Genomic DNA, 22,393 nt, shown 5'->3' on the forward strand with positions numbered 1-22,393 from the left:
CGTGGAAAGTCCCCTGAGACCCCGTTCAGGAGCGAATCCGCATGCTCATCGAAACACCCCCCGCCCGGCCCGCTACCCCCGAGCCCACCGACGCCACAGCCACCACCAATGCCGCTCCCGCCCGGCGCCGGCACGACGACGCCCCCGACACGATGGCCCTCTTCGGCCGACTGGCCGGCCTGGAGGAAGGGCCCGAACGCGACGCCGTCCGCGACGAACTCGTCACGGCCTGGCTGCCCATGGCCCACCGGATCGCCGGGCGGTTCCGGGACCGCGGCGAGACCATCGAGGACCTGCGGCAGGTCGCGGCGCTCGGCCTGGTGAAGGCCATCGACCGCTTCGACCCGGAGCGTGGAGCCTTCGAGAGCTACGCCGTGCCCACCATCACCGGCGAGGTCAAGCGCCACTTCCGGGACCGGATGTGGGCCCTGCGGGTGCCCCGCCGGGTCCAGGAACTGCGCAACAAGGTGCGGGTGGCGCGGCGCGAGCTCGCCCAGAGCCCGGGCAGCCCCGAACCCTCGGTGGCCGCCCTCGCCGCCCACACCGGGCTCACCGAGGAGGAGGTCAGCGCCGGGATGGAGGCGCTGGAGAGCTTCAGCACCCTGTCGCTGGACGCCGAACTGTCGGCCGGCGACGACGGCTACAGCCTCGCCGACACCCTCGGGGCGGCGGACGCCTCGTACGACACCGTGATCGACCGCGAGTCCGCCAAGGAGGGACTGCGCAGGCTGCCCGAACGTGAGCGCGCCATTCTCTACATGCGCTTCTTCGAGGACATGACGCAGAGCCGTATAGCCGACCACCTGGGCATATCGCAGATGCACGTTTCGCGGCTCATCAGCCGCAGCTGTGCCCGCGTCCGCGACGAGGCGATGGGGCAGCGGACGGGCCACCGGCCGACCGGCCGGCCGACGCGGACCTGACGGTCGGTACGAGGGCGCACCCGCAACGGCCGGTCCCAGCTCGAAGGAGGAACGACACGGATGCTGATGCCTCACCCCGCAGTGCTGCGCCGACTCGTCGACGAGTACGAGGCGGTGGCGGTGACCGAACCGCCCGACGGCACGGGCGGACCGGGCCCGCGGACCCGGGACCTCGCGTACACCCTGTGCGTGTCGACCGGCACGCGTGACGTGGCCCGGGCCCTGGAGGCCGCCCGCCGGGAGGCGCCCCGGGTGCCACGCCGTGGTGGGCGGTGGGGGCCGGACGGGGCGGTTCCCGCGCTCGTACTGCCGGACGACCAGTCGGCCGACCGGACCCCGGCGGGCCCATCGAGACCCCGCCGGGCCCGCCACGGCACCGGACGACGACGGCACGCGGTGCGCGGTGCGGGGGAGCAGGGTGCCCGCCGCCCGGTGTGCGCGCGGGATGCCGGGGCATCCGGAGTCCGGGAGGGGAGGTCCGGATGGACGTACGTGTCATGGCACGCACCGGCCGCGGTCGGGCCCGGCGGGCGGCGGACGGATCCGTCGCCGAGGGGGCGGCCCGGGCCGGGCTCACCGCTCGCGGCGTGATCTACCTGCTGGTCGGTGTCCTGGCCCTGCAGATCGCCTTCGGAACCGGAAACCGGCAGGCGGACCGGGGCGGCGCCCTGGCCGAGCTGTCGGACCGGCCGTTCGGAGCCGTCCTGCTGTGGGCGCTCGGGCTCGGGCTCGTCGGCATGGCCCTGTGGCGGCTGTCCGAGGCGCTGTTCGGCGCCGTGGGGAAGGACGGGCACACGGCGAGGAAGCGGCTGCCGGCCGCCGCCCGCTGTGTCTTCTACGCGTTCGTCGCCTACTCCGTCCTGGCCTTCGCGGCCGGCTCCGGGGGCGGCGGCTCCAGCGACCGGCAGTCCCGGGACACCACGGCGCGGGTGATGGAGGTACCCGCCGGGCGGTGGATCGTGGGCCTGGCCGGCGCCGGGATCGTCGTCGTCGGCGTGGTGATCGGCGTACAGGCGCTGCGCCGCCGCTATCACAGGAAGCTGAAGCTCGGTGAGCTCGGTCCCCGCGCCCGCCGGCTGATCGACGTCACCGGCGTCGGGGGCGGCGCCGCACGCGGGGTCGTCTTCGCGGCGGCGGGCGCCTTCGCCGTGCGGGCGGCGGTCGACTACGCGCCCGAGCGGGCCAAGGGGCTCGACGACACGCTCCGTTCCTTCGCCGACACCCCGCTCGGCCCCTGGCTGCTGGTCGGCGTCGCCGCGGGGCTCGTGCTGTTCGGCGTGTTCTCCTTCGCCCTCGCACGCTGGCGCAGGGTCTGAGCCGCGCGGCACGGGGAACACGGGGCGCATGAACGAACACGAGATTCCTCCGCCGGACGGACGTCCCGTGGACGTCTACCTCGACCTGCTGCGCATCCGCATGGAGACCGACGACTACCAGCTGCTGCTCAGCGTGGTGGAACCCGTCCTCCAGGCCATCGACGAGCACCAGATGCCCACCATCGACTTCTCCCTGGACGGCGACAACGCCGAGGCACTGCCCCAGGAGATCAGGGACGAGGCCGCCCTGGTCATCGCCACCGCGGTCACCGGTCGGCTGGACAACGAGGTCGTCGAGATCAGCACCGACGAGACCGGCCCGGTCCGGGTCGTCACCGACGCGACCACCGCCTCCGACCCCGAACGCCTCGGCGAGATCGCCGACTACCTCAAGGAACGCCACCGGCAGAACGAGGAACTGCGCGGCATCGCCGAGGTGAGCGGTCTGCCCAGCGACTTCTGACCGTCACCGCTTCGGCGCCCCGACGGGCACGCCCAGCGGCCGGGCAAGACCCACCACCGCCTCGTCCAGGCGCTCCAGGTGCCGCAGTACCCGGCCGGTGATGCGGCCGTACCGCGGCACTCCGGCGGCGTCCGGTTCCAGCAGCGACGCGATGCTCGGCCCGGTCTCCACCTCGGCCCCGGCGTCCTCGTCGGCGACGCGGGCGGCGATCGCCTCGATGTTGCGCACCGTGCGTCGCACCGCCCCCCGCAGCCGGGGGTCGGCCGCGATCGAGGGATGGGTCGGCAGCAGCTCGGCCGTCGCGGCCAGGGACCGCGCGTGGTACGCGCAGGTCTCCAGCAGCGCGACCACGTACTGGACCGTGTCGCGCCGGGCCCGCAGCGGCGTGATCGGATGCGTGAGCGGCTGGGTCGCGGCGCGCAGGTCGCCCAGCGCCTGGTCCAGGTCCCGCGCCGTGTCCAGCAGGTCGGCGGCGGGCCCGCCGCTGAGCTGGTCGACGGCGCCCTCGGTGACGTCCGAGAGCCGCTCCAGCACGGTCCCGAGCAGTTCGTTCGTACGGCGGTCGGTGCGTATCGGCAGCACCAGCGCCGCCGCGACGATCCCGCAGGCCGCGCCGAGTGCCGTCTCCTCCACCCGCAGCAGCAGCACCGACAGGCTGTAGGTGTGCAGCAGGGTGTACAGCAGCCCGAGCATCGCGGTGACGAAGAACGACATCAGCGTGTAGGACAGCGGCGCCGTGTAGAACATCGCGAAGATGAGCAGCAGCACCAGCCCGAACGCGGTCCAGGTGTGGTTCCCGACCAGACCGGCCAGCACGATGCCGGCCACCACCCCCAGCACGGTGCCCAGCAGGCGGCGGTAGCCCTTGACCAGGATCTCGCCGGTGGACGCGGTGTTGATGAAGACGATCCAGCAGGTGAGGACCGCCCAGTACCAGCGCTGCGAGGACAGGAACTCCCCGCCCACGATGGCCAGCGAGGACCCCACGGCGACCTGCACCGCGGCACGCGTGGTGGGCCGCCGCAGCCCGGTGGCCTCCTCCTGCGGCGCGCTCTCCTCACCCGCGTCGATGGCGGCGTCCTCGGCGTCCAGCTCCTCGCGCGAGCGGGTGGTCGCCGGCGTGTCGTCCGACTCGTCCTGCGGCCCGTCCAGGGCGATCCTGAGGCCCATGACCGCACGAGCGGCCTCACCGATGCCCCGGAACACGTCCTGCACGGCCGGCGTCGCCTCGGGCAGGTTCTCCTCGTCGCGGTAGCCGAGCAGCCGGTTGCGCAGGTGGGACAGCGCCGTACCGCGGGCCTCGGCGGGCGGACGCAGCACCAGGGTGCGCAGCGCCCCGAGATCGCGGCGCAGGGTCTCGGTGGCCTCGCCGGGCGCCGGTGTGCGGCCCACCGAGGGCGCCGGCGCGCCCGGCAGATGCAGGGTCAGGGTGTCCGCCCGCTCGGCGCTGCGCGCGGTCAGCAGCAGCAGGCCCAGCCGTTCGGCGGCGATCTCCGCGTCCGCGATGCGCCGCTGCACCAGACGCGCCGTGGACTCGTCGGGAGTGCCGTCCTCCAGCCGGGACTGGATCATCAGGGCCGTCTCGTGCAGGCGCGCGGTGCCCTCGCGCAGGTGCTCCAGCGTCTTGTCGATCCCGCCCGGACCGGCGTCCAGCAGGTCGATCTGCGCGGAGAGCAGCTGGGCCAGCCGGGCGCGGAAGGCCTGCCGCAGCCGTTGCAGGATGCCCGCCGGTGTCTCCGGCACGACCGCGAAGCGCACCACCGCGCTGCACACGAACGCCACGGCGATGGCGGCCCACAGCTCCGGCAGCACCGACACCTTCACGCCGACGAACAGGGACAGGAAGTAGACCTGGAAGCCGATCAGACCCAGCGCGGTGCCGCGGTCGCCGAACCGGCGGACGAAGACGGCGCAGAAGATCAGGACGACGAAGAAGGCGTCACCGATGACGACGTGCGAGGTGAGCAGCGCGCTGAGCGACACCGAGGCCAGGGCCACGGGCAGGCCCAGCGCCAGGGTGACGGCCTGCGGGCCGCGCTCCTTCTCCCGGATGGCGAAGGTGGCGACCATGGCCGCCATGGCACCCGCCACCAGATGGGTGACGTCCACCCCGGACACGGCGAGCACGGCCAGCGTCAGGGCGATGGCGCCCACCGTCCGCAGCCCCGCCGCCAGCCGCAGCAGCCCGGGGTCGGACGCGGCGAGGCGGTCCCGCAGTCGTGTCCGCACCGAGCGCCCCGCTGCCTTCACGCCGCCGTACACCCTCCCGATTCACCGTCGACTCCCGGCCGGTTCGCGCCGAGATCCACTTCTCAGCATGTCATGCCGCGAGCCGGCGCCCGACCTGGGGTCACACCGCCCGGCCGGCTTCCCCGACGCGCTCGCGCACCTGCTCCGGTGTCAGATACGCGTCGGTGTACTCGAAGTCCTTCAGTTTGGCCGGCTTGCGGGCCTGGAAACCGGTGCGCACGAAATCGTCGCCGGCGACCGCGTTGAGCGCCCAGTTCGTCGCCACCCGGGCCTTGGCCACGCCCGTGCGCAGCGCCGACCAGTGGTAGCCGCGCGCCACGGCCTGGGCGGGCAGGCCCTTCAGCTCGACGCCGAGCGGCTTGGAGACCGCGTCGGTGCCGCCCAGGTCGACGACGAGCCCCAGGTCCTTGTGCGTGTACGGCCGCATCGGCTGGTTGCGCAGGGTGGCGATGATGTTCTCGGCGACGTGCCGCCCCTGCCGACCGGCGTGCTGGGCGGTGGGCGGGCAGACCGCTCCCTCCTGGCCCTTGGCGAGGTCGGGGACGGCGGCGGCGTCGCCGAGCGCGAACACCCCGTCGTGGTTCGGCAGGCACATGTCGGCGGTGACCGCGAGCCGCCCCTTGACCGTCTCGGCGCCGAGCGTGGCGATGAGCGGGCTCGCGACCACCCCGGCGGTCCAGATCAGCGTGCGGGTGGGCACCACCCGGCCGTCCGTGAAGGTGACCTCCTCGGGGCCGGCCTTGCCGATGGACACGCCCAGGGAGATCTCGATGCCGCGCCGGGTCAGGATCTGCTGCGCGTCGCGCCCGAGCTTCTCGCCCAGCTCGGGCATCAGCTTCGGCGCGATGTCGATCAGATGCCACCTGATCAGGCTCGGGTCCAGACGGGAGTAGCGCTTGACGGCCGCGTGCGTCAGCCGCTGCAGACAGGCCGCGGTCTCGGTGCCCGCGTAACCGCCGCCGACCACCACGAACTGCAGCCGCGAGGCGCGTTCCGCCGGGTCCTGGCTCGCGTCGGCGAGGTCCAGTTGCGAGATGACGTGGTCGCGGACGTACGCGGCCTCAGCCAGCGTCTTCATGCCGAACGCGTTGTCGGTGAGCCCCGGGATGTCGAAGGTGCGGGTGATGCTTCCGGGGGCCAGCACGATGTAGTCGTACGGCTCGTTGACGATCTCGTCGGTGATGGTGCGCACGACGCAGACCTTCGCCTTGAGGTCCACCCCGATCGCGCCGCCCGGGATGATCCGGGTCCGGTACTTGCTGCTGCGGCGCAGGGACAGTGCGATCGACTGGGGCGTCAGCACCCCGGAGGCGACCTGGGGCAGCAGTGGCAGATAGAGCTGGTAGGAGAACGGTGTCACCAGGGTGACGTCGGCTTCGGCGGGGGAGAGCCTGCGCTCCAGACGGCGGACGCACTCCACGCCGGCGAAACCTGCGCCGACCACCAGGATCCTGGGTCGTGTCACGGTGTTCATCCCTTTCTGCGGCTCCGGGCGGTCTGCCGCGAACGCCATTCGCCTGCCCGGGGATCGCTGCTTCGCACCTTGCCGATCCCATCGCGCCCACGGCGATCCGGCGAGCCGGACGCGGCAGGCAGGCGACACACCCTGATCACCACCATGCCCCGTCCCGGCCCGGATCGCACCGGGCGGGGGGCGACGGCGCGGAACTCTCCCCCGGACACCCGGCGCGTCAGGCGCGCCCGGGACCGCGGAGGTGGCACAGCAGCAGGCACACGTCGTCGTCGCGCTCGGAGTCGCTGAGCAGGGGGCGCAGGATCCCGTCCGCGGAACCCTCCAGGTCCGCCTCCAGCTCCGCGGAGCCGAACGAGCCGAGTGCCCGGGCGAGCCGGGCGATGCCCGGGTCGATGCCCCGGGCGCGCCGCTCCACCAGGCCGTCCGTGTACAGCGCGAGGGTCGAACCGGGCGCCAGCCGCACCGTGTGGTCGGCGATCTCCTGCTGGAGCGGGATGCCGAGCATCGCGCCGGGTTTGGCGTCCAGGGTCTGGACCCGCCCGTCCGGGGTACGCAGCACCGGCGGCGGATGACCGGCGGCGGCCCACGTCATGGTGGGGTCGTCGGGGTGGAAACGAGCGATGACGGCGGTGGCGAACAGATCGGGCTGGAGATGGTGCAGGAACGTGTGCAGCCGGGTCAGCAGCCGGCCGGGGCTGCCGCCGTCGACCGCGTAGGCGCGCAGCGCGGTGCGCAGCTGACTCATCATCACCGCCGCCCGCAGCCCGTGCCCGGTCACGTCGCCCACCACGACGATGACACCGCCGTCGGGCTGGCGGAACGCGTCGTACCAGTCGCCGCCGATGTTGAGCCCGTGGGTGGCCGGCAGATAGCGCGCGGCCAGGGCGAGGCCCGGCGGCGCGGGCAGCTCCGTCAGCAGGGCGCGCTGCAGTGTCTCGGCGATGTCACGGTTGTGCTGGTAGCGCTGGGCGTGATCGATCGCGATGCTGGCCCGCCGGGTCAACTCGATCAGCATGACCGCGTCGTCCGGGTCCCAGCGCTCGCCGGGCGGGGACAGGGTCACCACGCCCAGGGGTGCCTGGCGCGTCGGCAGCGGGATGCAGAGCAGGGGCCGGTCCGGGTCCAGTGCCGACGGCGGCTGGTCGTCGACGCCGGGCAGGCCGCCCGGGTGCGCGGCGGCGTACTGCGGCCGCCCGGTGCGCGCCGCGACCACCGCGGCGGCCGGGTGGGCGGGGCTCCGCCGGTCGCCCTCCTGGTCGAACAGCCAGACGTCGACACTCGTGGCGTACTCCGGCACCAGCAGCTCCGGCAGGCGGCGCACGATCTCGTGGTGGTCGAGCGACGCCGTCAGCACCGCGCTCGCATCCGCCAGGAACGTCAGCCTGCGACGGGCGTTCTCCGCCTCCGTACGCGCCTTGCGCTCGGCGGCGAACGCCTCCCGCTGGGCCCGTCCGGCGGCGTCCAGCTCGGCGTGCAGCGCCACGACGCCCTGGTTGGTCTGCTGCAGCTCCTCCCGGTGGAAGTCGACCAGGTTCTCCTGCTCGGCGAGCCGGTCCAGCACCAGCGCCGTGTCCTCGTCGGCACCCAGCAGTGCCTCGGCCAGGGCGGCCGGGTCGTCCGTCACGGCGTCGGCGTCGGCGCCCGGTGCCGCCTCGGGGCAGGGAACGGTGACCCGCCACGGCGGCTCCCCCGCGGGAGCGGTGTCGCGCGAGGGCGTCACCACGGCGTGCAGCACGCCGCCCTCCCCGACCGCCGGAGCACCGCGGCCGGCCGCGCCCGTCTCCAGGGTGAGCCGCCAGGTGCCGCCCTTGGCCAGGCACAGCCGCAGCTGAGCGCTGAGCGAGGCCGCCAGCCGCGTGCGCTCCAGGGGCGGCACACCGTACGCAGCGGCCAGGCGGGCCGTGGCGATGCGCGCCCGCGCCGCGTCGAGGACGTCGGTGATCTGCCAGATTCGGGTCATGGGCGGTCCGGCGGGGTCGGGGCCAGCACGGCGACGGCGGTGTCGTCCCGTACCGGGCGGGCCGGACTGCTGGCGTCACGGACGGTCACGGCGGCCGTCACCGCCGGGTCGGTCGCCGTGCGGCAGGTGTCGGACGCCGGTGTCCAGCGGCTCGGCAGGCCGTCGCTGTGCAGGACCAGCACCCGGTCGTCCGCCCAGGCCGCCTCCTCCTCGCGCAGTGTCGTGGGCCGGTGGGTGCCGACGATGCCGGGCCGGGACACCAGGTGCCGCCAGGTGCCGCCCTCGCACAGCCGCGCCCCGACGTTGCCGATGCCGGCGAACCTGAGTGTTCCGGCACGCGTGTCGACCTGGGCCAGTGCGACGGCCGCGCCGCGGGTCGCGGTCAACGCCGTGTCGAGCCGCCGCAGCGCCTCGGCGGGCCCGAGGTGCGCCGCACCGCGCAGCGCCTCCACGGCGGCGGTCGAGGCACGGGCCGCCTCCGGGCCGTGGCCCAGCCCGTCGGCCAGCATCAGGGTGACCCGGTCCCCGGACCGGACCCAGGTCCAGGCGTCGCCCGAGTACTCGGCGCCGCCGAACGGGACGTTCACCGCGCCGGCCCGCACCCGGCCCACCGGGTCCGGCCCGGCGTCCGGGCGGCCGGGCACGGCGCCGATCCGGGCGACCACCACGGTGCCCCGGCCCGGGACGCTGTGCAGGTCGAAGTCGTCGGCGACGCGCGCGCAGGTGCCGAGCCCGGCGCCCAGCGAGCCCGTCGTGGTGAAACCGTCGCGCAGGGCGGCGGACACGTCGGCGATGCCGGGGCCGTGGTCGACCGTGACGACCTGCACGAGCAGGGTCTCCTCCCGGCCTGCCGCGAGGACGGGCGGAGGGACGACGTCGATGAGGACCTGGCCGCCCCCGGCGTGCTTGAGCAGGTTGGTGGCCAGCTCGGTCGCCACCAGCGCCGCGGTGGCGGTGCGCTGCTCGTCCAGCCCGGCCAGGGCCGCGGCGTGCTCCGCGGCCACCCGGGCGTCGCGCACCCGGGTCGAGTCGTGCACCGGCACATCCCACACTCGAGGCATCAGGACTCCTCACGCGGGCGAGGGGTCCGGCCCGCCCAGGAGGTCACCCGGACGGTGGTGCCCGCCCCCGGACTGCTCTCGATCGCGAAGTCGTGCACCAGGCGCCGCGCGCCGCCCAGTCCCATGCCCAGCCCGCCGCCCGAGGTGAAGCCGTCGCTGAGCGCCTGCTCCAGGTCCGCGATGCCCGGCCCCTCGTCGCTGAAGGTCAGCCGAAGTCCCCGTGCACCGCCCTCGGTGAGGGCCTCCGTCTCCATCGTTCCCCCGCCCCCGTACACGAGCGTGTTGCGGGCCAGTTCACTGGCCGCCGTGACCAGCTTGGTCTGGTCCACCAGACCGAAGCCGAGCTGGGCGGCCGCCTGCCGCACGTGCTGACGCACCCACACCAGATCCATGTCCGAACGGATCGGCAGGCGGGCCTGCGCGCCCGCGGCCGTGTGCATCACCGACGCTCCGGGCGCAGGCCGCCGTAGCGGGACGACGGGGCGTGCCGAGTGAGCAGCTCCATGGCCACCTCGGTGCTGAGCGCGGTGTGCACCCGCGGCAGCGTCAGACCCAGCTCCACCAGGGTGATGGCGACCGCCGGCCGCATGCCGACGACCACGGTCCGCGCGGCCAGCAGCTCGGTCTGCCCGGCGATCTCGGCCAGGACCCGGCCGAGGAAGGAGTCGACGATCTCCACACCGGAGATGTCGATGATCACACCGGTGGCCCCACTGTGGGAGATGGTCTCGGCGAGGTCCTGCTGGAGCTGCTGCGCCGTGCTGTCGTGCAGGTCCCCCTGGAGGGTGACCAGCAGCACCTCGCCGAGCCGGAGGACGGGAACACGGCCTGTCACGGAACCCCCCTGGGGCCCCGGGAACACCTCGCTCACCGCGCGACCGGGCCGTTCGCGACGGGGTTCACGATGCCGACCCCCAGCTGGTGCAGGACGTACCCCAGCGCGTCGGCGAGGCTCGCCCGGGTGACCACGGTGCCCAGGTCCAGACCGAGGTGGACCATGGTCTGCGCGATCGCCGGCCGGATGCCGGAGACGATGCACTCGGCGCCCATCAGCCGGGCCGCCGCGACCGTCTTCATCAGGTGCTGGGCCACCAGCGAGTCGACGGTCGGGACCCCGGTGATGTCCAGGATCGCGTAGCGCGCCTGCTGCTCGACGATGGACTCCAGCAGGGTCTCCATGACGACCTGGCTGCGGGCGCTGTCCAGCGTTCCGATCAACGGAACGGCCACGATGCCGTCCCACAGCTTGATGACGGGGGTGGCCACCTCCAGCAGCTGCAGCCGCTGGCGGTCGATGAGCGCCTGCCCCTCGCTGAGCGCCGTCTGCATGACCACGACCCGCAGGGTGCCCAGCAGCACGCTCAGCGTGGTCGCGCAGGCCCGGGCGTGATCCGCCGGGGCATCCGGCAGATCGGCCAGGAGCAGGTTCTCGACGGGCGGGCGCAGGGCGGCCAGCTCGCTGGACACCTGCGCGGTGCTCAGTCCGGCGCGGGAGCGGGCCGCACCCATCCGTGCCAACTGTTCGCGCACCGTGGTGAATCCGGCGGCGTCCGGATCCTCCACCCGGGCCGCGTCCGCGACTTGGGCGAGCGCGTCCACCACGGCCTTGCCCGCCTCGACCGCCTCGTCGCGCGAGACGGTGAACACGGCCCGGAACAAGGGCTCGTCCGCCCATCGCTGGGCGATCTGCTCACGGCGGCGCCGCAGGAAGTCCCTGACCTCCTGCGTCGGCGATCCCGCTGTTCCCTCCGCCTGATCCGGCACCTGTTCCACTCCTCATCCGCGTAGCGCCGCACCGAACCCGTGGGCAACGTGTGGGCGACGTGACTTTGCCGGGCGTCAACTGTAACCACCCGTCGACCTCGTACGACACCTGCTCCCGCACGAGCGGTCCGGACGAGCGCCGGGGAGGAGGGAGCCTCAGGCGTCCGGTGTCCGCGGCCCCTCCGGCTGCGCGTCGACGCGGGAGAGCGCCTCGTCCAGGCTCTCCGAGACCGGCACCGTGATGCTCACGCCCGTCAGGTCCAGGATGCGCCGGACCGCCGGGGTGGGAGAGATGATGTGCACGCTGCCCGGCAGCTCGCGGGCCTCCTGGTAGACCCGGAGGATGATGTTCATGCCGGAGGAGTCCATGAACGGGACCTGGGACAGGTCCAGCAGGAAGTGCCGTCGGCCGTGGTGGAGTTGGTTGGCCAGGTGGTGCTGGAACTCGGTCGCGGTGTCGACGTCCAGATAGCCCTCCACCTTGAGCAGCGCGACCTCCTCCCGGGGCAGCGTCACCTCGACGGACAGCGGATTCTGGGCAATGGGCACGTGTACCTCCAACAATGCGGCGGCGCGGTGGACCGTGATGTCCCACCGCGCCGGGCGGATACCCCCGAATCCGGTCGCCATACCTGTCCGGCCGCCTCCGGCTCCCGCGGTGTCCCTAGAGGGCCTTTCTGACCATTCCCGTCCTCGCCCGCGAGGCAGGCGGGAATGGTCAGACAGGACCTAGCCCACCCGGATGCCCACGAGACAGGTGTCGTCGTCCGTGTCCGACCTGCTGTAGGTCAGCAGCCGGTCCAGGTGCTGGTCGAGGGTGCGCGGCGTCGGGCCGACGGTGCTCAGCAACTGGGTCAGCGACTCCTCCACCGAGCGGTCGCGACGTTCGATCAGACCGTCCGTGTACATCAGCAGCGTGTCCTCACCGGCCAGCTGCAGCTCGTCCTCCTCGTACGCCGCCTCCGCCGCCGCACCCAGCAGCAGGCCCTTGACCAGCGGCAGCGGCTCGGCCTCCCCACCCCGCACCAGCACCGGCGGCATATGGCCCGCCCTGGCCCAGCGCAGTGTGCGCCGCTCCGGGTCGTACAGGCCGCACACCGCCGTGGCGGTGACCCCGCCCGTCAGGTGGTGCGCCACGATGTTCAGCCACGACAGCAGCTGGCCCGGCCCGGCACCGGTCACCGCCAGGCCGCGCAGCGCGTTGCGCAGGACGACCATGCTGGTCGCGGCCTCTATGCCGTGCCCGGCCACGTCCCCCACGCAGAGCAGCACCCGCCCGTTCGGCAGCATCACGGCGTCGTACCAGTCACCGCCCACCAGCTGCTCCGTCTCCGCGGGCCGGTACCGGACGGCCACCTGGAGGTCGGGCACCTTCAGCGGGGTCTGGGCGGGCGGCATGATGGCGTGCTGCAACTGCAGGGTCAGGCGGTTGCGCTCGACGGCCTGCTGCTCGGTGTGGGCCAGCTGGTCGCGCGTCGCGGCGAGCGCCACCTCCGTCCAGTGCTGGGCCGAGATGTCCTGGTAGGCCCCCCGTACGAGGAGGAGACGGTCGTCGGTGTCCAGGACCGGCTCGGCCACCACCCGGACGTGCCGGGTCACCCCGTCGGGCCGCTGGAGACGGAACGCCGCCGACGCCGGCCGCCGCTGGTGCAGGAGCGTGCGCAGGAACCGGCCGATGGTGACGGAGTCGTCCGGGTGGGCGTGCGCGGTCAGCTCCTCCAGCGGCACCGGGACACTCGTCCGCGGACGCCCGTAGAGGTCGAAGAGCTGCCCGTTCCACGTGATGTCGCCGGTCAGCAGGTTCTCCTCGAAGCCACCGATGCGGCCGAGTCGCTGGGCGTGCTGGAGCAGGCCGGCCAGCCGTGCCGTCTCGTCCTCGATGCGCCAGATGAGCAGGACGGCGTTGCCGTGCCGGCTGATGCTCATGTCCGCGACCGCCGAGAGCGGGACCTGGTCCACCAGGGCGGTCAGGTTCATCCGCCGGGCCCGGAACGGCTCACCTGTCGCGTACACCCGCTCGACGTTCTGGAACAGCTCGCTGTCCCCGGCGGCCATCGGATAGGCCTCCAGCAGCAGCGCACCGCCCACGACGGCACGCGGCCGTCCGGCGGGGTCCAGGAAGCGCTTGTTCACGTGCTGGATGCGGAAGTCCGCCAGATGCCCGGCGGCGTCCAGGTGCGGCACCAGGACCAGCGCGGGATCGTGCAGCCCGTCGGCCAGGTCCATCAGCTCCGCCGCGTCGGGCACGACCCGCGGCTCCTGCCCGGCGCCGTGCGGCGGCGTGTACGACTCCAGGGTGTGCGCGCACAGCTCCGCCAGGGCCTCCACCTGGCGCACCACCTGGGGCGGCTGCGCGGCCAGGGGCGTCGGCCAGGCGATCTCCAGCACCCCGTGGACGCGTCCCCCGGCACGGGCGGGCACGGCCACCCTGCCGCCGTCCGGGTACTGGTGCCGGCCCACGCTGGGCAGCCCGGTCCGGGCCAGGGACGTGATCCACTGCCCTGCCCGTTCGGTCAGTCCGCACCGGGCCACCGTCGCCACGTCCGGCGGCACGTAGCGCCAGCGGGTGGCCTCGGCCGGCGCGAACCCCGCGCTGCCGGCCAGCGAGAGCGACCCGTCGGACCCGGCCGCCCAGATGGCCACGGCGACCGCGCCGAGCGGGCGCAGGGCCTGCTCCAGCAGGGCGTCGGCGACGGCCTGGGTGTCGTCCGCGGCCAGCGCGCCGCTCTCGGCGGCCCGCAGGCGCACGGCGGCCGACCCGGCCACCGCGTCCCCGGCGTCCGAGGTGCCCGTGCCGTCCGGGGTGCCCGTGCCGTCCGTGCCGTCCTCGGCCTCCGCGGCCCGCACGGCCGCGGTGGCCGCGAGGAACGCGTCCGTCACCTCCGACATCCGGTCCCGGGCCGCCTGGTTGATGACGTCGACCGCGAACTCCAGGGGCGTCACCCGGGACTGCTCGGCCAGCTCGGCGAGCTGCCGGGCGGCCTGCGCCGGGCCGCACCCGAGCCGCGCGACCAGGACGCCCTTGGCGAGCTCGACCAGCGCCCGGCCCTCGGCCTCCGCCTGGGCGGCCCGCACCTCGCGGCCGAGCCGGTCCACCGTGGCCGCCAGCCGGCCCACGGGCGACGGCGGAGTCATCCCCCGCAGGTCGGCGGCCGGACCGTCGACCCCGCAGGACTGCGGCGGCCCGGACACCGCGGGCGGCGCGGCGGACGCGTCCCGCGGCTCCCCGTCGCCCGGTTCGCGGGTGTGCTCGGACATGGTCACGATGGGAACGCTCCTCGACTGGGGACCGCCACGGTGCGCGACGGGACGCGCGGCGCACCGCCCGGCCCACCGGGGTACGGGACGGGCGGCGCGCTCATGCGGGCAGCCACCGTCGGACACAGGCGATGAGGTCCTGCGTGTCGACGGGCTTGGTCACGTAGTCGCTGGCGCCCGAGGCGAGGCTCTTCTCCCGGTCGCCCGGCATCGCCTTCGCCGTGACGGCGATGATCGGCAGCTCGGCGTATGCCGGCATCCGGCGGATCTCGGCCGTCGCCGTGTAGCCGTCCATCTCCGGCATCATCACGTCCATCAGGACCAGCGCGACGTCCGGGTGGTGCACCAGCGTCTCGATGCCCCGGCGCCCGTTCTCCGCGTGCAGCACCCGGAACCCGTGCAGTTCCAGGATCCCGCTGAGCGCGAAGAGATTGCGCGCGTCGTCGTCGACGACGAGGACGGTCTGCCCGGCCCGCGGCTCGTCCGCGGGGCGCGGCGCCGGGCGCCGCGGCTCCTCGTGACGGACCAGGGAGAGCACGTCCCCGGGCTCCTCGGCGGCCAGGTGCAGGGCGATGCGCTCGCGCAGCTCGTCGAGGCCGGACAGGAACTCCAGCGCCCCGCCCGCCGCGCCGGAGCGCAGGCGCTCCTCCAGGGCCGCGTCCGCGCGGTGTCCGCTGTGCACGAGCACCGGCACGTTCGCCGGCGCCGGGTCGCCCCCCAGGGCCTGGAGGAAGCGGGACGCCTCGGCGTGCGGCATGCCCAGGTCCAGGACGACGCAGTGGCACGGCTCGGCCGCCAGCGCGCCCGCGGCCTCCTGCGCCCCGACGGCCGTGATGACGTCGAGCGGGGGCCGGTCGCCCGTGTCGTCCCGTCCGTGCGACAGGTCGGCGACCACGCTCTCCGCGACGAGGGTCAGCAGTCCGCGCGGCCGCTCCTCCACGACGAGCAGGCGTCGCGGACGCCGCCGGCGACCGTCCGCGAGCTCGGGCGCCGGCGCCGGTCGCGTGAGCACGTCGGCGGGCGACTCGGCCGGTGCCTGCTCCGTGCCCCGGCCGAGCAGCAGGTCCTCGAAGTCGGGGCGGGCCACCGGCAGGAACAGGGTGAACGTGCTGCCCCGGCCGGGGGCGCTGTCCACCGTGACGGCGCCGCCGAGCAACTGGGCGATCTCCCGGGTGATGGACAGGCCGAGTCCGGTGCCGCCGTACTTGCGGCTCGTCGTGCCGTCCGCCTGCTGGAAGGCGCCGAAGACCGACTCCAGGTTCTGCTCGGGAATGCCGATGCCCGTGTCCTTCACCCGGAAGGCCACCACGGGACCGCCCCGGACCACGCCCCGGGGCACCTCGCCGTCCGGCGCCGGTTCGACGGTCAGTTCCACACCGCCCCGCTCGGTGAACTTCACCGCGTTGGACAGCAGGTTGCGCAGCACCTGACGCAGCCGGGAGTCGTCGGTCAGCAGGTCCGCCGGCGCTCCGGCGGCCGTCGACACCGTGAACTCCAGGCCCTTCTGCGTGGTCATGGGCCGGAAGGTGGCCTCGACGTACTCGATCAGCTGCCGCAGCGTCACGCGCTCCGGGGAGACGTCCATCTTCCCGGCCTCGACCTTCGACAGGTCCAGGATGTCGTTGATCAGCTGGAGCAGGTCCGAGCCCGCGGAGTGGATGATGCCCGCGTACTCGACCTGCTTCGGGGTGAGGTTGCGCGACGGGTTCTGGGCCAGCAACTGGGCCAGGATCAGCAGGCTGTTGAGCGGTGTGCGCAGTTCGTGGCTCATGTTCGCCAGGAACTCCGACTTGTACTTCGAGGCCAGCGAAAGCTGCTGGGCCCGGGCCTCCAGCTCCTGCCGGGCCTGCTCGATCTGCAGGTTCTTCGCCTCGATGTCCCGGTTCTGCGCCGCCAGGAGGGACGCCTTCTCCTCCAGCTCGGCGTTGGAGCGCTGCAACTCCTCCTGCTGCACCTGAAGCTCCGCCGAGCGGGCCCGGAGTTCGCCGGTCAGGCGCTGCGACTCGGCGAGGAGTTCGTCGGTACGGGCGTTGGCCACGATCGTGTTGACGTTCACGCCGATGGTCTCCATCAGCAGTTCCAGGAAGTCCAGGTTGATCTGCGTGAACGCGGCGACCGACGCCAGCTCGATGACGCCGAGGACCTGCCCCTCGACCACGATGGGCACCAGCACCAGAGCGGTCGGCACCACCTGGCCGAGCCCCGACGAGATGGTCACGTAGCCGGGCGGCAGGTCGTCCACCACGATGGTGCGCCGGCTGCGCGCGGCCTGGCCGACCAGGGTGCGGCCGAAGGCGATGCGGGTGTGCCCGGCCGCGTTCTCCGGGCCGCCGTAGGAGCCGACGAGCCGGAGCTCGGGACCGTCGTCGCCGTCCTCGGCCAGGTAGAAGGCGCCGTACTGGGCCGACACCAGCGGCACCAGCTCGTCCATGATGAGCTCCGCGACCACGGGCAGGTCCCGGTGGCCCTGCATCAGGCCGGAGATGCGGGCGAGGTTGGTTTTGAGCCAGTCCTGTTCCTGGTTGGCCCGGGTGGTCTCGCGCAGGGACTCCACCATGGAGTTGATGTTGTCCTTGAGCTCGGCGACCTCGCCGGACGCCTCCACGTTGACGGAGCGGGTCAGGTCGCCCTCGGCGACGGCGGAGGTGACCTCGGCGATCGCGCGGACCTGGCGGGTGAGGTTGCCGGCCAGCTCGTTGACGTTCTCCGTGAGGCGCTTCCACGTGCCGGAGACACCCTCCACCTCGGCCTGGCCGCCGAGCCGGCCCTCGGTGCCGACCTCGCGGGCTACGCGGGTGACCTCGTCGGCGAAGGCGGAGAGCTGGTCGACCATCGTGTTGATGGTCGTCTTGAGCTCGAGGATCTCGCCGCGCGCGTCGACGTCGATCTTCTTCGACAGGTCGCCCCGGGCCACCGCGGTCGTCACCAGGGCGATGTTGCGGACCTGGCCGGTGAGGTTGTTGGCCATCGAGTTGACGTTGTCGGTGAGGTCCTTCCAGGTGCCGGCGACGTTCGGCACGTGCGCCTGGCCGCCGAGCCGGCCCTCGGTGCCCACCTCGCGAGCCACGCGGGTGACCTCGTCGGCGAACGCCGACAGCGTGTCGACCATCGTGTTGATGACGTCGGCCAGCGCCGCGACCTCGCCCTTGGCCTCCACCGTGATCCGCTGCGACAGGTCGCCCCGGGCCACGGCGGTGGCGACCTGGGCGATGGAGCGGACCTGGCCGGTCAGGTTCGAGGCCATCACGTTGACGTTGTCGGTGAGGTCCTTCCAGGTGCCCGACACGCCGCGCACCTGGGCCTGCCCGCCCAGGTTCCCGGCCGTGCCGACCTCGCGGGCGACGCGGGTGACCTCGTCGGCGAAGGCGGAGAGCTGGTCGACCATCGTGTTGATGGTGTTCTTCAGTTCGAGAACCTCGCCCCGGGCGTCCACGGTGATCCTCTGGGAGAGGTCGCCCTTGGCCACGGCGGTCGCCACCTGGGCGACGTTGCGGACCTGGTTGGTGAGGTTGCCCGCCATGAAGTTCACCGAGTGGGTGAGGTCGCGCCACGTTCCCTTGACGCCCTGGACGTCGGCCTGGCCGCCGAGCCGCCCGTCGGTGCCGACCTCGCGGGCGACGCGGGTGACCTCGTCGGCGAAGGCGGAGAGCTGGTCGACCATCGTGTTGATGGTGTTCTTCAGTTCGAGGATCTCACCCCGGGCGTCCACGTCGATCTTCTGCGACAGATCACCCTTCGCCACTGCCGTGGCCACCTGGGCGATGTCACGGACCTGCGTGGTCAGGTTGCCCGCCATGGCGTTGACCGAGTCCGTCAGGTCGGCCCAGGTGCCCGAGACCCCCGGCACCTTCGCCTGCCCGCCGAGGGTCCCCTCGGTGCCGACCTCGCGGGACACCCGGGTGACCTCGGAGGTGAACACGGACAACTGGTCCAGCATGCCGTTGAAGACCTGGGCGATGTCGCCCATCAGACCGTCCGCGTCCTCCGGCAGACGCCTGCCGAAGTCCCCGTCCCGCACGGCCGTCAGGCCCGCCAGGAGTCGGCGCAACTCCTGGTCGCCCGGACCCGCGTCGACGGTTCCGGCGCTGTCGCTGGTCATGCGCACCCTCGCTCCGCTCCCGGGAGCCCTCGGATCCGAGGGCTCGAAACCCTCCTCCGGACCGATGGGGCGGTCCGGCCTGTCGTGCGGGCATTTCCGCTGTTCACGGATCTGCACGAAGAGAAAAATACGTCAGAGACTAACCCGGTTCCCGGGTGCGGACAAAAGGGTGTGCCCCGCCGGGGCCGAATGAGGCGGCCCGGGCCGGGTATCTGGGTGCTGTGGAGCCGGTGCGGCCCGTGGCGCTCGCCCTGCTCCTCAGTCGTCACCGACGCGGGAGGGATGGGACAGCGTGCCGATGGAGAGCATCTGGTCGTACGCGGCCGGCAGCGGTCACGTGGAGGGACAGGACCTGACGGGCTGCACCGTCGTCGCGAGCGACGGCACCATCGGACACGTGGACCGGCAGGCGGAGCACTTCGGCATGCGGCACCTCGTCGTCGACACCGGTGTGTGGGTCTTCGGCCGGAGCGTGCTCGTACCGGTCGGCGTGATCAGGGGCGTCGACCCCGAGGCCCGCACGGTCACGGTCGCCTGCACCAGGGCCCAGGTCAAGGCCGCGCCCCGGTTCCGGACCGACAGCGAGACGATGGACCAGGAGTACCTGGCGACCGTCGGCGACTACTACCATCGGCTGCCGCGGGAGACCACCGCGGACTGACCCGGTGCCGAACGACAGCACGGCGAACACCAGGGACACCACCGACATGGAACCAACCGACGGGACCACCACGGCCGCGACCGGCGTCGCGCCGCCCGGCGCACCGGGCGCCGTGACCAGCGCGGCGACGGCCCGCGCGTACGCGGAGTCGGTGGCGCGCGCGCAGTGGGGCGGGACCGGCCGCCGGGTGCGGGAGGAGGACGTCGTCGACCTGCTCCTCGTGGTCTCGGAACTGGTCACCAACGCGATCCGGCACGGCGACGGACTGGCCGGTTTGGAGGTCCGGACCACGCCCGAGGGCATGTGGATCGCCGTGCACGACCACAGCGCGGTGGTGCCCCGGGAGGCGTACGCGTTCCCCACCCGCCACCGGGGCAGTGGCTACGGCTGGCCGCTCGTCGCCCGCCTGGCGCGGGACATCGCCGTCGACCGGCGGCCCGGGGGAGGCAAGACGATCAGCGTGCTGGTGCCCCTGCGCGGCGCCGGCGCCCCCTGACCGGCGCGGTCACCAGGGCAGGAAGACGTGGATGTCCTTGCCCCGCGCGCCGGTGACGACGCTCACCTGGTCGGACAGGGTGTGGATCAGATGCCACCCGATACCGCCGCCGCCGCTGCTCGGATGGAAGGGGCGTGGCGCGGGCTCCCTCGTACTGGTGTCGTGCATCACCACGTGCACACCGTCGAAGGTACGGCGCAGCCGCAGCTCGAACGGCCCCGGGGCGTACTGCACCGCGTTCGCCGCCAGCTCCGTGACGACGAGGAGTATGTCGTCCCAGTGCTCGGGCTGCGAGGGTGGTGACGCACGGGCCAGGTCGTAGAGGAATTCCTCCGCGACCAGGCGCGCACCGGTCACGTTGTGCAGCTCCCCGGTGAAGCTGGCGGTGCGGTTCGTGATCTCCTCGGAAGCCAGTGTCCTGTCCCAACGCGACTCGGCTGCCATTTCGCCTTCCCGGCCCGGCACGGGCCGGGCGTAGTTCCCTTCTCTTCGCATCCCCTGCGTGTGTTAGTTCCCGTGCCGGCCGAGCCTACGCGCCCCGGTGTGCCGGGCCGCGGGGAGCGACGGCGCCCGGTGACGGCGCCGTCACCGGGCGCGAACCGACCGGGGAACAGAGCGGATTGCGAGGAAACCCGGAGGGTCACCGGAAGAACACGTTGTCCGAGTCCTCCCAGTCGGCCGGCTCCCTGGGCGGTGCCGGCGGGCGGCGGTGCGCCCGCGCTTCGTACATCGCGTCGATCTCGAGGGCGTAGGTCCGTACGATCTCGTCCCGCCGGAGCTTCATCGACGGCGTGAGCAGTCCGCCCGCCACGTCGAACGGTTCGGGCAGGACGCGGAAGACCCGGATGGACTCCGAGCGGGACACGGCGCTGTTGGCGGCGGCGACGGCGCGCGCGACCTCCTCCCGCAGCGCGTTCTCCTCGCGTGCCTCGCGGGCCGGGGTGTCGCCCGGCAACGCCAGGCCCGCCCGCCAGTGCGTCAGGAACTGGGGGTCCAGCGTGATCAGGGCGCCGACGCAGGGCCGGTTGTCGCCGACGACCACCGCCTGGTGGACGAGGGGGTGCATCCGCAGCCGCTGCTCCAGCGCGGCCGGGGCCACGCTCTTGCCGCCGCTGGTGATGATGACGTCCTTCTTGCGGCCCGTGATCGCCAGATAGTTCTCGTCGTCCAGGTGCCCGAGGTCCCCGGTGGCCAGCCAGTCGCCGCGCATCACCCGTCGGGTGGCGGCCTCGTCACCGACGTACCCCTGGAACAGCGACGGCCCGCGCACCAGGATCTCCCCGTCGTCGGCCATCCGGATCTCCATGCCGGGCAGGGGCTGTCCGACGGTGCCGGACTTCTCCCGGCCCAGCGGCTGCATCGTCAGCCCGCCGCTGGTCTCCGTCAGGCCGTAGCCGTCGTGGACGTAGACGCCGATGCCCTCGTAGAAGAGGGACAGCTCGCGGCTGAGCGGCGAGCCGCCGGAGGTCGCGCGCCGCACCCGGCCGCCCAGCGCCGTCCGCAGCCGGCGGTACACCGTCCGCTCGTACAGGGCGTGCTGGAGGCGCAGGTCGAAGCCGGGCCCGGGGCCCCTGCCCAGCCGATGGCGTTCCAGCGCGGCGGCGAAGTCCCGCGCGGTGTCGGCGGCCCGCTCGAACAGCGCCCCGCGCCCCGCCTGCTGGGCGGCGCGCAGGAAGTTCTTGTAGATCTTCTCCAGGACCGAGGGGACGGCGTAGAGATACGTCGGCCTGAAGGACCGCAGGGACGAGGACAGCGCCTCCTCGGTCGTCGTGGGCTCGTGTGCCATGAGCAGCCCGGCCCGGACGCACAGGTTCTGGATCATCAGCCCGTACACGTGGGAGAAGGGCAGGAAGGCGAGGACGGTGCCCTGCTCCCCGGGGGGTGCCACCGTGTGGCCCCAGCCCGCGATCAGCGTGTCGCAGGGACTGGCCAGGCCCCGGTGGCTCAGCGCGCAGCCCATGGCACGGCCGGAGGTGCCCGAGGTGTAGGCGACGACCGCCGTCGCGTCCGGCAGCACGATGCGGCGCATCGAGTCGACCATGGCGGACGGGAGGGGCGCCCCGCGGGCGACGAGTGTGTCCAGCGCGCCGGCGTCCAGCTGCCAGACATGGCGCAGCGACGGCAGCGACGCGCACACCGAGCCGACGGTCATCACACCCTGCTCGTCCTCGACCACCACCGCCACACAGCCCGCGTCCCGCAGGATCCACTCGACCTGGTCGCGCGAGGAGGTCGGGTAGATCGGCACGACCTCGGCGCCCACCGTCCACAGCGCGTAGCTGAGGACCGTCCACTCGTACCGGGTGCGGGCCAGGATCGCCACGCGGTCGCCCGGCGAGATCCCGCACGCGATCAGTCCCTTGGCCAGGCCGACGACCTCGTCGCGGAACTCCGCGGCCGTCACCTGCTCCCAGACGGTCGAGCCGGGAGCGGGACGGCGGGCGAGCATCGGCAGGGCCGGACGTGCGGTCGCGGTCTCGAAGAGGCTGTCGGCGAGTCCGCCGGCCAGGGGCGGGACGGACGGGGGAGCGAGAGCGGGGTCGCGCATGCACCGGCTCCTGACGTGTACGGACCGTGACACCACCGACGGGCACCGTCGTCGGCGGTGCTCGGAATCTAGCCGAGCCGCAGGCGGCGGGGGGCCGGGACGGCAGAAGTGATCCCGCCT

17 protein-coding genes and 1 pseudogene are annotated in these 22,393 nt (G+C 73.3%); 6 read left to right on the forward strand and 12 right to left on the reverse strand.

Going from position 1 to position 22,393, the window contains the following annotated elements; genetic code table 11:
• The first annotated feature begins 41 nt into the window (after positions 1 to 41).
• The 4 genes and pseudogenes from RM812_RS17030 to RM812_RS17045 all read left to right on the forward strand — a co-directional run bounded on the left by RM812_RS17030 (position 42) and on the right by RM812_RS17045 (position 2,702).
• Positions 42 to 923 (forward strand): SigB/SigF/SigG family RNA polymerase sigma factor, encoded by an 882-nt coding sequence (locus RM812_RS17030; protein WP_311573404.1) that lies wholly within the window; start codon positions 42 to 44, stop codon positions 921 to 923.
• A 60-nt stretch (positions 924 to 983) separates the two neighbouring features.
• Positions 984 to 1,181: pseudogene (locus RM812_RS17035) on the forward strand (DUF5133 domain-containing protein); the annotation flags it as partial.
• 224 nt (positions 1,182 to 1,405) lie between these two features.
• On the forward strand, positions 1,406 to 2,239 hold the full coding sequence (locus RM812_RS17040) for a DUF1206 domain-containing protein (protein ID WP_311573405.1): 834 nt from the start codon (positions 1,406 to 1,408) through the stop codon (positions 2,237 to 2,239).
• Positions 2,240 to 2,267: 28 nt separating this feature from the next.
• On the forward strand, positions 2,268 to 2,702 hold the full coding sequence (locus RM812_RS17045; RefSeq protein ID WP_311573406.1) for a hypothetical protein: 435 nt from the start codon (positions 2,268 to 2,270) through the stop codon (positions 2,700 to 2,702).
• Positions 2,703 to 2,705: 3 nt separating this feature from the next.
• Here the strand turns inward: RM812_RS17045 and RM812_RS17050 are convergent, their stop codons facing one another.
• The 10 genes from RM812_RS17050 to RM812_RS17095 all read right to left on the reverse strand — a co-directional run bounded on the left by RM812_RS17050 (position 2,706) and on the right by RM812_RS17095 (position 18,568).
• Positions 2,706 to 4,952 carry an FUSC family protein gene (locus tag RM812_RS17050; protein ID WP_311573407.1) on the reverse strand — a complete coding sequence of 749 codons (2,247 nt, stop codon included), beginning with the start codon at positions 4,950 to 4,952 and terminating at the stop codon, positions 2,706 to 2,708.
• A 100-nt stretch (positions 4,953 to 5,052) separates the two neighbouring features.
• Positions 5,053 to 6,426, reverse strand: coding sequence for an NAD(P)/FAD-dependent oxidoreductase (locus tag RM812_RS17055; protein ID WP_311573408.1), 1,374 nt, complete (start codon positions 6,424 to 6,426; stop codon positions 5,053 to 5,055).
• A gap of 217 nt (positions 6,427 to 6,643) precedes the next feature.
• Positions 6,644 to 8,386, reverse strand: coding sequence for a PP2C family protein-serine/threonine phosphatase (locus RM812_RS17060; RefSeq protein WP_311573409.1), 1,743 nt, complete (start codon positions 8,384 to 8,386; stop codon positions 6,644 to 6,646).
• On the reverse strand, positions 8,383 to 9,447 hold the full coding sequence (locus RM812_RS17065) for an ATP-binding protein/SpoIIE family protein phosphatase (protein ID WP_311573410.1): 1,065 nt from the start codon (positions 9,445 to 9,447) through the stop codon (positions 8,383 to 8,385). The genes RM812_RS17060 and RM812_RS17065 overlap by 4 nt, the downstream gene beginning before the upstream one ends.
• A complete protein-coding gene (locus tag RM812_RS17070) occupies positions 9,447 to 9,887 on the reverse strand; it encodes an anti-sigma regulatory factor (protein ID WP_311573411.1) in 441 nt (146 codons plus the stop codon). Before RM812_RS17070 ends, RM812_RS17065 begins: the two co-directional genes overlap by 1 nt.
• Complete coding sequence (locus RM812_RS17075) at positions 9,887 to 10,318, reverse strand: STAS domain-containing protein (RefSeq protein ID WP_311573412.1); 432 nt, start codon at positions 10,316 to 10,318, stop codon at positions 9,887 to 9,889. Before RM812_RS17075 ends, RM812_RS17070 begins: the two co-directional genes overlap by 1 nt.
• The gene (locus RM812_RS17080; RefSeq protein ID WP_311573413.1) at positions 10,315 to 11,211 is read right to left on the reverse strand and encodes an STAS domain-containing protein; all 897 of its coding nucleotides are present in this window, start codon (positions 11,209 to 11,211) and stop codon (positions 10,315 to 10,317) included. The genes RM812_RS17075 and RM812_RS17080 overlap by 4 nt, the downstream gene beginning before the upstream one ends.
• Before the next feature lie 156 nt (positions 11,212 to 11,367).
• Positions 11,368 to 11,760 carry an STAS domain-containing protein gene (locus RM812_RS17085; protein WP_311573414.1) on the reverse strand — a complete coding sequence of 131 codons (393 nt, stop codon included), beginning with the start codon at positions 11,758 to 11,760 and terminating at the stop codon, positions 11,368 to 11,370.
• A 180-nt stretch (positions 11,761 to 11,940) separates the two neighbouring features.
• Entirely contained in the window at positions 11,941 to 14,475 is a 2,535-nt protein-coding gene (locus RM812_RS17090) for a SpoIIE family protein phosphatase (RefSeq protein ID WP_394816462.1), read from the reverse strand.
• Positions 14,476 to 14,569: 94 nt separating this feature from the next.
• Positions 14,570 to 18,568 carry a HAMP domain-containing protein gene (locus tag RM812_RS17095; protein ID WP_311573415.1) on the reverse strand — a complete coding sequence of 1,333 codons (3,999 nt, stop codon included), beginning with the start codon at positions 18,566 to 18,568 and terminating at the stop codon, positions 14,570 to 14,572.
• Between the two features lie 298 nt (positions 18,569 to 18,866).
• On the opposite strand from RM812_RS17095, the gene RM812_RS17100 reads away from it, so the two are divergent.
• Positions 18,867 to 19,229: a PRC-barrel domain-containing protein gene (locus tag RM812_RS17100; protein WP_311573437.1), complete on the forward strand. Its 363-nt coding sequence runs from the start codon at positions 18,867 to 18,869 to the stop codon at positions 19,227 to 19,229.
• Between the two features lie 4 nt (positions 19,230 to 19,233).
• Positions 19,234 to 19,725 carry an ATP-binding protein gene (locus RM812_RS17105; protein WP_394816463.1) on the forward strand — a complete coding sequence of 164 codons (492 nt, stop codon included), beginning with the start codon at positions 19,234 to 19,236 and terminating at the stop codon, positions 19,723 to 19,725.
• Between the two features lie 9 nt (positions 19,726 to 19,734).
• Here RM812_RS17105 and RM812_RS17110 read toward each other — a convergent pair whose 3' ends face one another.
• Both RM812_RS17110 and RM812_RS17115 read right to left on the reverse strand, forming a co-directional pair.
• Positions 19,735 to 20,169 carry an ATP-binding protein gene (locus tag RM812_RS17110; protein ID WP_311573416.1) on the reverse strand — a complete coding sequence of 145 codons (435 nt, stop codon included), beginning with the start codon at positions 20,167 to 20,169 and terminating at the stop codon, positions 19,735 to 19,737.
• A 196-nt stretch (positions 20,170 to 20,365) separates the two neighbouring features.
• The gene (locus tag RM812_RS17115; protein ID WP_311573417.1) at positions 20,366 to 22,273 is read right to left on the reverse strand and encodes an AMP-dependent synthetase/ligase; all 1,908 of its coding nucleotides are present in this window, start codon (positions 22,271 to 22,273) and stop codon (positions 20,366 to 20,368) included.
• Positions 22,274 to 22,393 lie beyond the last annotated feature (120 nt).

Source organism: Streptomyces lancefieldiae (genome assembly GCF_031845825.1).
Taxonomy (GTDB): domain Bacteria; phylum Actinomycetota; class Actinomycetes; order Streptomycetales; family Streptomycetaceae; genus Streptomyces; species Streptomyces lancefieldiae.

Excerpts from the sequence above, each read along its gene's own strand:
- RM812_RS17030 (WP_311573404.1), top strand. The coding sequence starts at position 42 with ATGCTCATCGAAACACCCCCCGCCCGGCCCGCTACCCCCGAGCCCACC.
- RM812_RS17040 (WP_311573405.1), top strand. The coding sequence starts at position 1,406 with ATGGACGTACGTGTCATGGCACGCACCGGCCGCGGTCGGGCCCGGCGG.
- RM812_RS17045 (WP_311573406.1), top strand. The coding sequence starts at position 2,268 with ATGAACGAACACGAGATTCCTCCGCCGGACGGACGTCCCGTGGACGTC.
- RM812_RS17055 (WP_311573408.1), bottom strand. The coding sequence starts at position 6,426 with ATGAACACCGTGACACGACCCAGGATCCTGGTGGTCGGCGCAGGTTTC.
- RM812_RS17060 (WP_311573409.1), bottom strand. The coding sequence starts at position 8,386 with ATGACCCGAATCTGGCAGATCACCGACGTCCTCGACGCGGCGCGGGCG.
- RM812_RS17065 (WP_311573410.1), bottom strand. The coding sequence starts at position 9,447 with ATGCCTCGAGTGTGGGATGTGCCGGTGCACGACTCGACCCGGGTGCGC.
- RM812_RS17070 (WP_311573411.1), bottom strand. The coding sequence starts at position 9,887 with ATGCACACGGCCGCGGGCGCGCAGGCCCGCCTGCCGATCCGTTCGGAC.
- RM812_RS17095 (WP_311573415.1), bottom strand. The coding sequence starts at position 18,568 with ATGACCAGCGACAGCGCCGGAACCGTCGACGCGGGTCCGGGCGACCAG.
- RM812_RS17100 (WP_311573437.1), top strand. The coding sequence starts at position 18,867 with ATGGAGAGCATCTGGTCGTACGCGGCCGGCAGCGGTCACGTGGAGGGA.
- RM812_RS17110 (WP_311573416.1), bottom strand. The coding sequence starts at position 20,169 with ATGGCAGCCGAGTCGCGTTGGGACAGGACACTGGCTTCCGAGGAGATC.
- RM812_RS17115 (WP_311573417.1), bottom strand. The coding sequence starts at position 22,273 with ATGCGCGACCCCGCTCTCGCTCCCCCGTCCGTCCCGCCCCTGGCCGGC.